General features: G+C 70.7%; 16 protein-coding genes. 7 read left to right on the top strand and 9 right to left on the bottom strand.

Going from position 1 to position 13,460, the window contains the following annotated elements:
• Window positions 1-33 precede the first annotated feature (33 nt).
• On the top strand, window positions 34-660 hold the full coding sequence (locus tag ACFQS1_RS08010; RefSeq protein WP_378965556.1) for a DUF47 domain-containing protein: 627 nt from the start codon (window positions 34-36) through the stop codon (window positions 658-660).
• 3 nt (window positions 661-663) lie between these two features.
• Window positions 664-1,665, top strand: coding sequence for an inorganic phosphate transporter (locus tag ACFQS1_RS08005; protein WP_378965555.1), 1,002 nt, complete (start codon window positions 664-666; stop codon window positions 1,663-1,665).
• Between the two features lie 24 nt (window positions 1,666-1,689).
• On the opposite strand, the gene ACFQS1_RS08000 is transcribed toward ACFQS1_RS08005, so the two are convergent.
• The 3 genes from ACFQS1_RS08000 to ACFQS1_RS07990 all read right to left on the bottom strand — a co-directional run bounded on the left by ACFQS1_RS08000 (window position 1,690) and on the right by ACFQS1_RS07990 (window position 4,596).
• Complete coding sequence (locus tag ACFQS1_RS08000) at window positions 1,690-3,105, bottom strand: FAD-dependent monooxygenase (protein ID WP_378965554.1); 1,416 nt, start codon at window positions 3,103-3,105, stop codon at window positions 1,690-1,692.
• A 191-nt stretch (window positions 3,106-3,296) separates the two neighbouring features.
• Window positions 3,297-3,590 carry a LacI family DNA-binding transcriptional regulator gene (locus ACFQS1_RS07995; protein ID WP_378965553.1) on the bottom strand — a complete coding sequence of 98 codons (294 nt, stop codon included), beginning with the start codon at window positions 3,588-3,590 and terminating at the stop codon, window positions 3,297-3,299.
• A gap of 25 nt (window positions 3,591-3,615) precedes the next feature.
• Window positions 3,616-4,596, bottom strand: a complete 981-nt coding sequence (locus ACFQS1_RS07990; protein ID WP_378965552.1) for a Gfo/Idh/MocA family protein — start codon at window positions 4,594-4,596, stop codon at window positions 3,616-3,618.
• A gap of 137 nt (window positions 4,597-4,733) precedes the next feature.
• Between ACFQS1_RS07990 and ACFQS1_RS07985 the strand changes: the two genes are divergently transcribed.
• Window positions 4,734-5,498 carry an NUDIX hydrolase gene (locus tag ACFQS1_RS07985; protein WP_378965770.1) on the top strand — a complete coding sequence of 255 codons (765 nt, stop codon included), beginning with the start codon at window positions 4,734-4,736 and terminating at the stop codon, window positions 5,496-5,498.
• An 8-nt stretch (window positions 5,499-5,506) separates the two neighbouring features.
• On the opposite strand, the gene pstB is transcribed toward ACFQS1_RS07985, so the two are convergent.
• Genes pstB through pstS form a run of 4 tightly spaced genes read right to left on the bottom strand, consistent with a single transcriptional unit; the run spans window position 5,507 to window position 9,426 of the window.
• On the bottom strand, window positions 5,507-6,283 hold the full coding sequence (gene pstB / locus ACFQS1_RS07980) for a phosphate ABC transporter ATP-binding protein PstB (RefSeq protein ID WP_378965551.1): 777 nt from the start codon (window positions 6,281-6,283) through the stop codon (window positions 5,507-5,509).
• A gap of 10 nt (window positions 6,284-6,293) precedes the next feature.
• On the bottom strand, window positions 6,294-7,328 hold the full coding sequence (pstA, locus tag ACFQS1_RS07975) for a phosphate ABC transporter permease PstA (RefSeq protein WP_378965550.1): 1,035 nt from the start codon (window positions 7,326-7,328) through the stop codon (window positions 6,294-6,296).
• On the bottom strand, window positions 7,325-8,329 hold the full coding sequence (gene pstC / locus ACFQS1_RS07970; RefSeq protein ID WP_378965549.1) for a phosphate ABC transporter permease subunit PstC: 1,005 nt from the start codon (window positions 8,327-8,329) through the stop codon (window positions 7,325-7,327). The genes pstA and pstC overlap by 4 nt, the downstream gene beginning before the upstream one ends.
• Window positions 8,330-8,331: 2 nt before the next feature.
• Window positions 8,332-9,426: a phosphate ABC transporter substrate-binding protein PstS gene (pstS, locus tag ACFQS1_RS07965; protein WP_378965548.1), complete on the bottom strand. Its 1,095-nt coding sequence runs from the start codon at window positions 9,424-9,426 to the stop codon at window positions 8,332-8,334.
• A gap of 123 nt (window positions 9,427-9,549) precedes the next feature.
• On the opposite strand from pstS, the gene ACFQS1_RS07960 reads away from it, so the two are divergent.
• From ACFQS1_RS07960 to ACFQS1_RS07950, 3 genes are read left to right on the top strand one after another with little or no spacing between them, the layout of a single operon-like run.
• Window positions 9,550-9,699, top strand: coding sequence for a hypothetical protein (locus ACFQS1_RS07960; RefSeq protein WP_378965547.1), 150 nt, complete (start codon window positions 9,550-9,552; stop codon window positions 9,697-9,699).
• Between the two features lie 42 nt (window positions 9,700-9,741).
• Complete coding sequence (locus ACFQS1_RS07955; RefSeq protein ID WP_378965546.1) at window positions 9,742-10,173, top strand: MarR family winged helix-turn-helix transcriptional regulator; 432 nt, start codon at window positions 9,742-9,744, stop codon at window positions 10,171-10,173.
• Between the two features lie 2 nt (window positions 10,174-10,175).
• On the top strand, window positions 10,176-10,586 hold the full coding sequence (locus tag ACFQS1_RS07950; RefSeq protein ID WP_378965545.1) for a MarR family winged helix-turn-helix transcriptional regulator: 411 nt from the start codon (window positions 10,176-10,178) through the stop codon (window positions 10,584-10,586).
• On the opposite strand, the gene mshD is transcribed toward ACFQS1_RS07950, so the two are convergent.
• A complete protein-coding gene (gene mshD, locus ACFQS1_RS07945; RefSeq protein WP_378965544.1) occupies window positions 10,567-11,421 on the bottom strand; it encodes a mycothiol synthase in 855 nt (284 codons plus the stop codon). The genes ACFQS1_RS07950 and mshD overlap by 20 nt on opposite strands.
• Window positions 11,418-12,140, bottom strand: coding sequence for a winged helix-turn-helix transcriptional regulator (locus ACFQS1_RS07940; protein ID WP_378965543.1), 723 nt, complete (start codon window positions 12,138-12,140; stop codon window positions 11,418-11,420). Before ACFQS1_RS07940 ends, mshD begins: the two co-directional genes overlap by 4 nt.
• 286 nt (window positions 12,141-12,426) lie before the next feature.
• On the opposite strand from ACFQS1_RS07940, the gene ACFQS1_RS07935 reads away from it, so the two are divergent.
• On the top strand, window positions 12,427-13,419 hold the full coding sequence (locus ACFQS1_RS07935) for a hypothetical protein (protein ID WP_378965542.1): 993 nt from the start codon (window positions 12,427-12,429) through the stop codon (window positions 13,417-13,419).
• Window positions 13,420-13,460 lie beyond the last annotated feature (41 nt).

Here is a 13,460-nt window from a genome sequence, read left to right as displayed (position 1 = left end):
CATCCCGCACGCCCGTCGATCGAGGTCCGCGCTGTGAAGTTCTCCTTCCGCCCCGTCGAGGGCGCTTTCTACGATCTCTTCACCAGCGCTGCGCTGAATCTGGTCAAGGGCACCGAGCTGCTCAACGAGCTGGCGCTGCCCGGCGTGGACGTGCAGTCGGTCAGCGATCGGCTGACCGATGTGGAGCACGACAGCGACCAGATCACCCACGACCTCTACAAGAAGATCAACTCCACCTTCATCACCCCGTTCGACCGGGCCGACATCTACTCGCTCGGCTCCCAGCTCGACGACGTGATGGACCACCTGGAGGCGGTCGGCAACCTGCTCTACCTGTACGGGCTCACCGAGCTGCCCTCGCTGCCGCGCGAGATGCACGAGCTGATCAACGTGCTCGACCAGCAGTCCAAGGTGACCGCCGAGGCGATGCCGCGGCTGCGCACGATGAAGGATCTCGAGGAGTACTGGATCGAGGTGAACCGGCTGGAGAACGACGGCGACCGGGCGTACCGGATGTTGCTGGTCCGGCTCTTCTCGGGCGAGTACGACGCGCTCACCGTGCTCAAGATGAAGGAGGTCGCCGACGAGCTGGAGGCCGCGTGCGACGCCTTCGAGCACGTGGCGAACACGGTCGAGACCATCGCCGTCAAGGAGTCGTAGACGTTGTCCGCCGAGCTCATCGCCGTCCTCGCGGTGATCGTGGTGGCGATGGTGTTCGACTACACCAACGGCTTCCACGACGCGGCCAACGCGATCGCCACCAGCGTCAGCACCCGCGCCCTCACCCCACGGGTGGCCCTGCTGATGGCGGCCGCCGGCAACTTCATCGGCACCCACTTCGGCGAGAACGTCGCCAGGACGGTCAGCGGCATCATCACCGTCCCGGCGTCGGTGGCCGGCCTCGGCGCGGTCTTCGCCGCCGTGCTGGGCGCCATCGCGTGGAACCTGATCACCTGGTACTTCGGCCTGCCGTCGTCCTCGTCGCACGCGCTGATCGGCGGCCTGGTCGGCGCCGCGCTGGTGGCCGGATACCGGGTGCAATGGGACGCGATCCTCGAGAAGGTGGTCATCCCGATGGTGGCCTCGCCGCTGGTCGGGTTCGTGGCCGGTTTCCTGTTCATGATCGCGATCGTGTGGATCTTCCGCAACGGCCGCCCGGCCAAGCTCAACCGCGGTTTCCGCTACGCGCAGACGGTGTCGGCCGCGGCGATGTCCATCGGGCACGGCCTGCAGGACGCGGCCAAGACGATCGGCGTGATCGTGCTGGCCCTGTACGTGGGCGGCTACCAGGACTCGACCGACCACATCCCGCAGTGGGCGTACTGGACGTCGGCGACGGTGCTGGCGCTCGGCACGTACGCCGGCGGCTGGCGCATCATCCGCACGCTGGGCCGGAAGATCATCGACCTGGGCCCGCCGGAGGGCTTCGCCGCCGAGACGGTCGCGAGCGTGCTGCTGTTCGTCTTCGGCATCAACCTGGGCGCGCCGATCAGCACGACCCACACCATCACCTCGGCCATCATGGGCGTCGGCGCCACCAAGAAGCTGTCCGCGGTCCGCTGGGGCGTGGCCGGCAACATCGTCGGCGCCTGGATCCTCACGTTTCCAGGCGCCGGCGCCATTGCCGCGGTCATGTACTTCGTGACCCGCCCGCTCTTCACCTGAAGACCAAGCGGGCCGGACGCCCGATCAGGTGGTGGGCCGGCCGAACCAGCGCGCCAGCCGGTCGTCCAGGTCCCGCTGGTTGTCGCCGACCCAGGCGACGTGGCCGTCGGGTCGCAGCAGGACGGCCACGACGTCCAGCGCCGCGGTGGGATCCGCGAGGTGGTCGACCCGGTCGGCCCAGCCGCCCACGGTCAGCCGCTCGGTGCGGTCCAGCAGCAGGCCGCGGCCGCGATGCAGCAGCCGGTAGAGGCGGCCCGATCGCACCTCGGTGTCGGGCAGTCGGCGGCCGACCAGGTCGGGGCCCGCGCCGAGGTCGTAGCGGACGCCGATCGCGCTGATCTTCTCGAGCAGGTGGCGGTTCACCTCGTCGAAGTCCATCAGCTCGGTGAGCAGCCGGCGCACGGCCTGCGGGCCCGGCCCGGGCGACAGCAGCTCCATCTGGGCCCGGGTGTTGTCGAGCACGTCGGCGGCGACCGGACGCCGTTCCGCGTGGTAGGAGTCGAGCAGCTGGTCCGGCGCCCAGCCGCGGATCTGGGCCGCCAGCTTCCAGCCGAGGTTGACCGCGTCCTGCACGCCGAGGTTGAGGCCCTGGCCGCCGGTGGGCGGATGGATGTGCGCGGCGTCGCCGGCCAGCAGCACGCGCCCGATCCGGTATCGCTCGGCCAGCCGGGTGGCGTCGCCGAAGCGGGACATCCAGCGCGGGGAGTGCACCCCGAAGTCGGTTCCGACGATGGCTCGCAACTGATTCCGGAAGTCCGCCAGGGTCGGCGGCTCGGCCCGATCGCTGACTTCCGCGGCGGGCACGATGACCTGATAGGCCCCGTCGCCGAACGGCCGGAGAGCGAGCCGCAAGCCGATTCCCCTCGTCCGGGCGGCGATCTCGGCCGGCGGCACGCCGACCTTCATCTCGCCCATCAGCGTGTCGTTCCGCGCGGGCTCGCCGGGGAAGCCGACACCGAGAAGCTTGCGCACCGTGCTGCGCGCGCCGTCGCAGCCGACGGCGTAGCGGGCGCGCAGCCGCTCGCCGTCGGCCAGCTCGACCGTCACACCCTCGTCGTCCTGCTCGAGGCCGGTCACCGCGCAGCCGTGCCGGACCTCGGCGCCCAGTGCGATCGCATGGTCCTCGAGAAGCTGCACGATGACCGGCTGCGGGATGCCCAACAGGTAGGCGTGCGCGGTGTCCAGGCCCGGGGGCGCGGGCTTGTCGATGGCAGCGAAGTACGCGCCGGCCGGACGCTTTCGTCCTCGTTCGAGCACGCGCTCCAGCAGCCCGCGCATCGCCATCAGCTCGATGCTGCGGATGTGCAGGCCGACGATGCGGACGAAGGATGCGGGCTCGGTGTCCTTCTCCAGGACGAGCACGCGCACGTCGTGCAGCCGCAACTCGCCGGCCAGCATCGCACCGGTCGGCCCGCAGCCGGCAATGATCACGTCAAACATAGGTGTTGCCTTTCGGGAGTGCCTCGCGCTCCCGGCGACACCTACCTCGATCGCCCAGCCGTGACAGCAAGGGGGAGCACCCACATCGGTACAGCGTTCATGGGTCTCACCTCCTCGGGCCGTGTCACGAGCAACTGCAAGCTACACCAGCGGACGCCGGAGTGACCACCAAACGGCGGTGTCCGGCGGGATCAGCACCGTCCCGTTCTCGATCGTGACCGGACCGCTGGGTTCTCCAGGATCTGGGCCAGCCGCTGCGGCAGCAGCAGCACGCCGATCGAGTTGGTGGTGCCGGCCTGCAGCATCCGGGCCAGCGTGTTGGGCGTGTAGCCGAGCTCGGCGGCCGCCGCGAGGATCCGCTCGCGGGTGGCCGCCGAGATGCGCTGGGGATTGTTGAACGCGAACGAGACGGCGGACCGGGAGACTCCCGCGGCGGCGGCCACATCGCTCGACGTCGGCTTGCCGCCGACCTTCCTCGACGGCATGCAGCAACTCTAGGGCAGCCCGGCTCTAGTTGTACGTCACGCCGATCTCCTCACGGATGGCGTCGAGCAGGGTCATGATCTCGAGCGTGGTGGTGTGCGGCATCAGCGGGCTCTCCAGCTCGCCGGCAAGCAGGCACCGCTGCACCTCGGCCGCCTCGAACTGGTAGCCGTTGCCCTCGAACGGGAACTGGAACGTCTCGGGCGCCTTGCCGGCCCTCGTCAGGGTGAACTCGCGCGGCACGTAGAAGCCCGGCGGGATGTCGATCCGGCCGTCGGTGCCGGTGATCGACGCGGCGTTGCGGCTCTCGCCGTTGATGCTGCAGGTCAGCGCCGCGACCGCGCCGGCCTGCCAGCCGAGCAGCACGCCGGTGTTCTCGTCGACGCCCTCCGGGGTCAGGTGGGCCCACGACTGCACGCTCGCCGGGCTGCCCATGATCAGGTGAGCCAGGTTGATCGGGTAGACGCCTAGGTCGAGCAGCGCGCCCCCGCCCAGCCGCGGGTTGCGCAGGCGGTGCTCGGCCGGGAACGGGCCCTGCAGGCCGAAGTCGGCGTGGATCGCGCTGACCCAGCCGATCGCGCCCTCCTCGACCAGCTCGGCGATCTTTCGGATGGCCGGGTTGAGGCGCATCCACATGGCCTCCATGAGGAAGACGTTGCGGCTGCGCGCGGCCTGCACGAGCTGGGCGGCCGACGCGAGGTCGAGCGTGATCGGCTTCTCCACCAGCACGGCCTTGCCCGCCTCGACGCAGAGCAGGGCGGCGGCGAGGTGCTGCGCGTGCGGGGTGGCCACGTAGACGACGTCCACGCCCGGGTCGGCGGCGAGCTCGGCGTAGGAGCCGTAGGAGCGGGCGAATCCGTGGCGCTCGGCGAACGCGGCGGCGGTCTCGGCGGACCGCGACCCGACGGCGGCCAGCTCGGCGCCGGGCGCCAGCGGGAGGTCGTTGGCGAACTGGGCGGCGATCCCGCCGGGGCCGACGATGCCCCAGCGGACCTTCTTGTCGGTCATGATCAGTACCGTATCCCTCTTGGTGGAAGAAAGATTTAGTCAGGTCAAGGGTGGTGGGCCGGGCGGTGGGATGGGGCAGGATCGAGCGGGTGACCGACCCGAACCCCGCCACCCTGACTTTTCCGATTCCGGAGGCCATGGTCCGCCGGGCCCGCGAGTTCCGTGGGGATCCGGCGCCGACCCGGCCCGCGGCCACCGTCGTACTGTTGCGCCCCGAGGGCGAGACATTCCAGGTGTACGTGTTGAAGCGCGCGGCCAGCATGGTTTTCGGCGGCCTTTATGCGTTTCCCGGCGGCGGCGTGGACCCCTCCGACCGTCCGGACACGATCCGTACCGATTGGGCCGAGCACCTCGGTGTGCCGGACGAGCGGGCCCGCGCCATCGTCGGCGCGGCGGCCCGGGAGCTGTTCGAGGAGGCGGGCATCCTGCTGGCCGGCCCGGTGGAACAACCGGATCGCACGGTCGCGGACGTCAGCACCGAGGACTGGGAGGCGGATCGGGCCCACCTGGCGGCCCGCCGGCTGACCATGACCGAGCTGCTGGAGCGGCGCGGGCTGCGGCTGCGCGACGACCTGCTGCTGCCGTGGGCGCGATGGATCACGCCGGAGTTCGAGCCCAAGCGCTTCGACACGTGGTTCTTCGTCGCTCTCCTGCCGGAAGGCCAGACGGCGCGCGACGTGTCCGGCGAGAGTGAGGTCGCCGCGTGGGTCAGCCCGAAGGCAGCCGAGGAGCTTGCCATGCTCCCGCCGACTCGGTCGACCGTGAACTCTCTGTACCCGTACCGGAAAATTGCGGACGTCATCGCGGCCTCGAGCCGCCGCAATGCCGCAAGCCCGGTCACGCCTCGCGTGGAGTGGAACGCGGACGGAAGCGCCGTCCTGCACGTGGCGCTCCCCTCCTGACCCGGGGATCAGCCGAAGCGGCCGGTGATGTAGTCCTCGGTCCGCTGCTGGGCCGGGTTGCTGAAGATCTTCTGGGTGTCGTCGTATTCGATCAGGCGGCCGGGCTCGCCGGTCCGGTCGATCGAGAAGAAGCCGGTCCGGTCGCTGACCCGGGCGGCCTGCTGCATGTTGTGCGTGACGATGATGATCGTGAAGCGGTCCGTCAGCTTGACCATCAGGTCCTCGATCGCCAGCGTCGAGATCGGGTCGAGCGCCGAGCACGGCTCGTCCATGAGCACGACCTCCGGCTCGACCGCGATGGTGCGGGCGATGCAGAGGCGCTGCTGCTGACCGCCGGAGAGGCCGGCGCCGGGGCGGCCGAGCCGGTCCTTGACCTCTTCCCAGAGGTTCGCGGAGCGCAACGATTGCTCGGCGGCGTCGTCCAGAATGGACTTCTTCTTGACGCCGTTGAGCCGCAGGCCGGCCACCACGTTCTCGTAGATCGACATGGTCGGGAACGGGTTGGGCCGCTGGAAGACCATGCCGATCAGGCGGCGGACCGCGGTGACGTCCACGTCCGGGTCGTAGATGTTCTGGTCGTCGATGGTCAGCCGGCCCTCGATGCGGGCGCCCGGCAGCACCTCGTGCATCCGGTTGATCGACCGGAGGAACGTGGACTTGCCGCAGCCGGACGGGCCGATCAGGGCGGTGATGGTCTTGGGCTCGACGGTCATCGAGATGCCGTCGATGGCCTTGAACGAGCCGTAGTACGAGGTGACGTCGCTCGCCTCGATGCGCTTGGCCATGGGATACCTCTCAACGGGTCGAGCTGCTGCGCCGGGCGAGCATCTTGGCGGCGACGGTCAGGATCAGCACGATCGCGACCAGGGTCAGCGCGGCGGTCCAGGCGCGCGCCGGGGCGTACTTCGAGGCGTCCCCGGCCTGCTGGTAGACGAAGAGCGCCAGCGCGGACTGGTTGCCGGTGAACGGGTCGAAGTTGATCGCCGCGGCGCCGCCGGCGACCAGCAGGACCGGTGCGGTCTCGCCGGCCGCGCGGGCGATCGCGAGCATGACGCCGGTGACGATGCCGGCCCGGGCGGCCGGGATGACGATCTTGAGGACGGTCTTCCACTGCGGGACGCCGAGCGCGTAGGCGGCCTCGCGCAGCGGGCCGGGCACCAGGCGGAGCATCTCCTCGGTGGACCGGACGATCGTGGGCAGCATCAGCACCGAGAGCGCCAGCGCGGCGGCGAAGCCGGAGAAGCGTGGCTGACCGTGGTTGACCCACGGGCTCACGATGAGCACCCAGAACGACAGGACGAACAGACCGGCCACGATGGACGGGACGCCGGTCATCACGTCGACGAAGAAGCGGACCGTGCCGGCGAACCGGCCGCGGCCGTACTCGACCAGGTAGATCGCGCCGAGCACGCCCAGCGGCACGGCGATGACGGTGGCGATGCCGACCTGCTCGAGGGTGCCGATGATGGCGTGATAGGCGCCGCCGTTCGGGTCACGGGCGCCGATGTTGTTCATCGAACTGCGGAAGAAGTCGCCGTCGAGCCGCCCGGCGCCCTTGGCGATCAGCGTCCAGACCACGCTCGCCAGCGGCAGGATGGCCAGCACGCAGGCCGAGTAGATCAGCGACCGCCAGGCCCGGTCGCGGGCCGCGCGGCGGCCCTCGACCCGGCCGGCGGCGACCAGGATGCCGAGCAGGTAGAGCGCCCAGCCGAGCACGACGACCAGCACCCCGTTGCCGATGCCGGCGCCGAGCACGATCGCCGCGGACAGGCCGAACGCGACGGCGGCGACCAGCAGGTTGACGGCCGGCGAGAGCCTCTTGACCCTCATGCGGCGGCGTCCCGGAACTCGCGGCGGCGGTGGATGATCGCCCGGGCCGCCATGTTGACCACCAGGGTGATGGCGAACAGCACCAGGCCGGAGGCGATCAGCGCGCCGCGGCCGACGTCGCCGGCCTCGCCGAAGGTGTTGGCGATGTTCGCGGCGATCGAGTTGCCGCCGGTCCGGATCAGGTTGACCGAGATGCCGAAGACCGTGCCGAGGGTCAGCGCCAGGGCGATGGTCTCGCCGAGCGCGCGGCCGAGGCCGAGCATCACGGCGGCGATCACGCCGGGCTTGCCGTACGGCAGGACCGCCGTGCGGATCATCTCCCACTTGGTGGCGCCCAGCGCGAGGGCGGCCTCCTCGTTCATCCGCGGGGTCTGCTGGAAGACCTCGCGGGAGAGCGAGGTGACGATCGGCAGCACCATGATCGCCAGAACCAGCGAGCCCAGCAGGATCGAGCGGCCGAACGGGCCGTCGCCGCCGAACAACGGGATCCAGCCGAAGTACGTGTTGAGCCAGACCGAGAAGTCCTGCACCGGCTGGGCGAAGACGTCCCGCCCCCACAGTCCGAAGACGACACTCGGCACGGCGGCGAGCAGGTCGATCGCGAAGCCGAGCGGGTCGGCCAGCCGCCTCGGCGCGTAGTGCGACAGGAACAGCGCGATGCCCAGCGCGATCGGCACCGCGACGATCAGCGCGATCACCGAGGAGAGCACGGTGCCGAACGCGATCGCCGCGATGCCGAATCTGGGCCGCGCGTCGTTCGGGAACCACTGCTCGTACGTGAAGAAGTTCGCCGTGTTGGCGCGCAGCGCCGGTACGGCCTTGGCGATCAGGAAGATCGCGATGGCCACGATGATGACCAGGACCATCGCGCCGGCCGCCACGGAGAGGCCGCGGAACCCGGTCTCCAGGGAGAACCGGGCCTTCCGCGGCAGGGCGTCCCCGCCGCCGATCGGCAGCTCCCGGTGGCGGCCCGGCGAAACGCCGGCGAGGTGGGCACTCATGGTCAGCCGATCGCGGCGACCGAGGTCGCGACCTTGGCGCGCACCGTCTCGGGCAGCGGGGCGTAGCCGAACTCGCCGAGCGCCGACTGGCCGCCGGTGCTGGCGGTGTAGTTCAGGAAGGCCTTGATGTCGGCGGCCTTCGCCGAGCCCTTTTCGCAGGCGATCTCGTAGGTGACCAGGACGATCGGGTACGCGCCGGCGGTGCTGGTGCGGTAGTCGATCGACAGCGTCAGATCGTTGCCGGTGCCGGTGATCTTGGCGCCCTCGATGGTCTTGCCGGCGCTCTCGCCGGTCAGCTCGGTGAACTCGCCGGCGCCGTTCTTGATCTTCGCCGTCGTCAGGTCGCTGTTCTCGGCGAACGAGAGCTCGACGTAGCCGATCGTGCCGACGGTGCTCTTCACCAGGGCGGCGATGCCGTCCGAGCCCTTGGCGCCGGTGCCGCCCGGCGCCTTCCACGCCTTGGCGTTGCCGAAGGCCCAGTCGGCCTCGGCGGCCTTGCTCAGGTACTTGGTGAAGTTGTCGGTGGTGCCGGACTCGTCCGAGCGGTGCACCGCCTGGATGGCGGCCGACGGCAGCTTGGCGCCGGAGTTGAGCGCGGCGATCGCCGGGTCGTCCCACTTGGTGATCTTGCCGGCGAAGATCTTGGCGATCGTGGGCGCGTCCAGTTGCAGGCTGTCGACACCGTCCACGTGGTAGGCCACCGCGATCGGTCCGACCACCATCGGCAGGTTCAGCGCCGCGCCGCCGCACTTGGCGTCGGCCTTGGTCTTGTCCTCGTCCTTGAGGGCCGAGTCGGAGCCGGCGAAGTCGGCCGTGCCGGCGATGAAGGCCTGGATGCCGGCGCCCGAGCCGGTGCCCTGGTAGTCGACCTTCGCATCCGAGCACTGCGCCTGGTAGTTCTTGATCCACTCGTCCATGGCGTTCTTCTGAGCCGTCGAGCCCTGCGCCGTCAGGCTGCCCGCGCCGCAGCTACCCGGGGCGGCCGAAGCGCCGGCGCTCCCGGAACCGCCGGCGGTGTTGTCCGAGCCGCAGGCGGCAAGCGCGAGCGTCGCAGTCAAGGCAATGCCGGCGAGGTGACCGGACCGGTGGAGCTTCACGATTGTCCCTTCGAGGTGAGGTGCACGGCCGATCTCGCATCGGCACACCCCGAAGCTAGGAGCGCCAGGTAGCCGGTGGACCGGTCGCGAATGAACGAGCGGTGAACACGTAGGTTCTCGGCCATGGGTTCCTTCGAACTCGGCACGGACGGCCCCGGCGCGATCGTGGTCGGCGTCGTCGGCTCCTCCGCCGGCTTCGGCCACCGCATCGCCGGCTCCCTGGCGGTCCGCCTGGTCCGCCTCGGCAAGTGGCCGGTCACCGTCGTCCCCTGAAGCAAATGGTTGCCATGTTTATGGTTGCCATGTTTAGCTTTGGTGGTGGAGACGGTAGGGGCGTTGTTGTGGCGGGTCACCAACCGGTGGCGGGCCGCCGTCGATCGGGCGCTGGCTCCGCTCGGGCTCACGCACGCCCAATACTCGCTGATGGCCACCCTCTACGGCATGGGCCGGGCGGGGATCACGCCCAGTCAGCGGGAGCTCGGCGAGCGCGCCGGGTTCGAGCCGATGTACGTCTCCAAGGTGGCTCGCCAGCTCGAGCAGGCCGGACTGCTCGCCCGGGCCCGCCATCCGAACGATCCGCGGGCCTTCGGGCTCGCCCTCACCGAGCGCGGCACCGAGGTCATCCAGCGGGCGATCCCGGTCGTCCGCGGGCTGCAGGCCGAGTTGACCGCGCCGATCGGCGGGCCCGACGGGGCGCGCGCCAAGGAGCTCGCCGACGTTCTTCGTGTGCTGCTGGGATTGGAGTGAATGTGCCTACCCTGACCGGACAGACCATCGCCGAGGCGCAGGGCGCGGTGCGCGCCCTGCTCGACCGGACGCTCGCGGGCAGCGGGCTGACGAGCAACGAGTACGTGGCCCTGCGCGTGGCGGACGCGCGCCGGGTGGACGACCTCGCGGGATTCCTCGCGGGGCAGCGGCAGCTGGGCCTCGGCCCGGCGGGCGCCGCCGAGCTGGTGGACGGTCTGCGCAAGCGCGGGCTGCTGTGCGAGGACGCGATCACGCCGGCCGGGACCGAGCTGTTCGCCCAGGTCGACGCCAGGGTGAACGCCACCACGGCACGGCTGTACGACGCCATGGACGCCGACGACCTGGCCACCGCCCAGCGGGTGCTGACCGACGTGATCGCCCGGGCGGCGGAGCTCAGCCGCGCTGGTAGTTGACGTCCGCCTGGTGGATCTCGAAGCCGAGCTTGCGGTAGAGGCCCACGGCGGCGGTGTTCGACTCGTCGACGTAGAGCAGGGCCTGGGTGAGGCCGGCGTCCGCGAGGTGGCGGAGGCCGGCCACGCTCAGCGCCACGCCCAGGCCGCGCCGATGGCCGCCGGGGTCGACACCGAGCACGTAGATCTCGCCCAGCGCGGGCTCGTCGCCGGCCGGCGGGTGCACCTTGGTCCAGTGGAAGCCGAGCAGCTTGTCGGAGATGTCCACGGCGAGCAGGAAGCCGGCCGGGTCGAACCACGGCTCGGCCTCGCGCAGCCGCAGGTCGTCGAGGGTCCACCGGCCCTGCTCGGGGTGGTGGGCGAAGGCCCGGGAGTTGACCTCGAGCCAGGCCTGCTCGTCGTGCCCGGGCCGGAAGTGCCGAAGGGTCACGCCTTCCGGAAGCACGCTTTCTTCCGAAAAATCAGCAAGCGACCGACGCATCTGCCACAGGACCCGAGCACGCTTGAATCCGGTTTTCTCGGCCAGAGCGGCGGCGGCCGGCAAGTCGCCATGCGCCCAGAAAGCCAACGGTCCCGCACCCGAGGCGGCCAGCAGGGCAGTGCCATGCCCCCGGCGCCGATGCGCGGGGTGAACGACCAGCTCACCGCCGCCGGCATAGCCGACCAGCGTGCCGTCCGAATAGGCCAGCAGCTGGGCGCCGCCGCCCCGGCGTACCAGAAAGACCGTGTCCTCGGAGAGCGGGTAGACCCCGTCAGCCTGCTCCGCAGCGGTGGCCAACGCCAGAACGTCGGCCGCCGCGGCGTCGCTCAACCGGTCGAAAGACCGGACCTCACTCATACCGGCAGCGCGACCGGCTCGTGGTCGGGCAGCTGGCGCCCGGTCGGCGGAACCACGAACTTGTAGCCCACCTGGCGGACCGTGCCGATCATCGACTCGTACTCGGAGCCGAGCTTGGCGCGCAGGCGACGGACGTGCACGTCGACCGTGCGGGTGCCGCCGAAGTAGTCGTAGCCCCAGACCTCGCGCAGCAGCTGGTCGCGGGTGAACACCCGGCCGGGGTGCTGCGCCAGGAACTTGAGCAGCTCGAACTCCTTGTACGTGAGGTCGAGCGGGCGGCCTTTGAGCTTCGCCGCGTACGTGTCGGGGTCGATGTTGAGCTCGCCGGCCCGGATGGAGCCACCGGCCCCGGCGGTCGCGTTGCTGAGCCGGCCGACGCCCAGGCGCAGCCGGGCCTCGACCTCGGCCGGGCCGGCGCTGGCCAGGATGACGTCGTCGACGCCCCAGTCGGCGTTGAGCGCGATCAGGCCCGCCTCGGTGACGACCGCGACGAGCGGGACGCCGATGCCGGTCGCGTGCAGCATTCGGCAGGTGGCGCGGGCCTCGGAAAGCTCGGAGCGGGCGTCCACCAGAACGGCGTCCGGACTGGGCCCGGACACCAGGGTGCGGACGTCGCGGGGGGCGGTGCGTACGGAGTGGGGAAGCAGATCCAGCGCGGGCAGCACCGCGGAAGGCTCACCGGCACGAGCTGTCACCAACAGAAGGATTTCCACACTCACCTCCGTCCTCGGCGGCGCGAACGGCCGCTCGGGTGACCCGGTTCGCAGCGGATGAAACCGCCGCTCCCGGAGGATGGTTTCCCCGGCGTCACCGACGGGTGGGCTGGCGTTACCTTAACCGATACGGACGCTCGATCGCCTCGATCGATCGTGCGAGTGATGTAGTAAACGCTCGTAAGGTGGCCTTTTAAGTCGCTCGTAACAAGCCTTTTACACGGCCGTGGCCAAGAGCGCGAAATTGGGTCCGGACGACGAATTCTGGCACCATCGCAGGGTGTTCCCCTCCATGCCGCAGGACGACGCCTGGGATGCCGACGCGTCGCGCGAGATCGCGCGCTCGGGCCCGGGCCGGCCGCCCGCCGGCTTTTACGGCGCCGTGCCCGACGACGAGGCCGCCCCGCACGACGAGCCGGACGACGCCGAGGAGGAGGACTTCGAGGAGGTCGCGGTCGTCCCGGTCCGCCGGCAGCTGTCGCTGGCGATCGCGGGCTTCGCGGGGCTGCTCGGCCTCGGGCTCGCGCTGGGCGCGCAGACCTCGGCGCCGGACAATCGCCTGCCGTACGTGATCGTGCTCTTCGGCGTGCAACTGCTCTATCTGCTCGCCTGGATCATGGCCCTGCACCCGCCGGCCCCGGGCGCGACGGCCGCGGTCTGCGCCGTGGTCGCGCTGGCCGCCGACTATTTCGCGGTCACCCGTACGCCGGCCGGGCTGTTCCCGCTGTTCTTCGTCGCGCTCGGCGGGTTCGTGGCGGCGATCGCCGGTCAGCTGTTCCGGGCGGAGGATCGCGCGCGGGTCAAGGATTCCTGGCGCGCGACCCTGTGGATCGTGCTCGGCGTGGTGGCGTACGCGATCCCCATGATCCTCACCCGCCAGCCGGTCGGCACCCAGACGATGATCGTCAGCGCCGCCGGCGCGGGGGCGGCCCTGTTCGTCGCCCGGCTGGCCGACGCCATCTTCCCCAAGCCGCGGATCGCGTTGCAGGTCCCGCGGGGCGCGACCGGCGTGGTGCTGGGCGCGATGCTCGGCACGCTCGCCTCGGCCGCGCTGGGCAGCGTGCTGGTGCTGCCCTTCACCCCGGCCAAGGGCGCGATCGTCGGCCTGGTCGCGGCGGTGGTGGCGTGCCTGGTCGACCTCGCGGTCAACTTCGGCGAGGCGGGCCGCCGGCTGGCCGGGGACGCCCCGACGTTCTGGGTGGCCCGGCACATGCAGGGCCCGCTGGGCGCGTTCGCGTTGGTCGCCCCGGCCGCGTACGCCCTGGCGCACTGGTATCTCGCTTAGCGGTTTCGCGGTCACCTGGAAAGGGGCATGTACCGTCCACC

The organism is Paractinoplanes rhizophilus, assembly GCF_042664765.1.
Classification (GTDB): domain Bacteria; phylum Actinomycetota; class Actinomycetes; order Mycobacteriales; family Micromonosporaceae; genus Actinoplanes; species Actinoplanes rhizophilus.
This window is presented reverse-complemented; position numbering and strand designations above follow the sequence as displayed.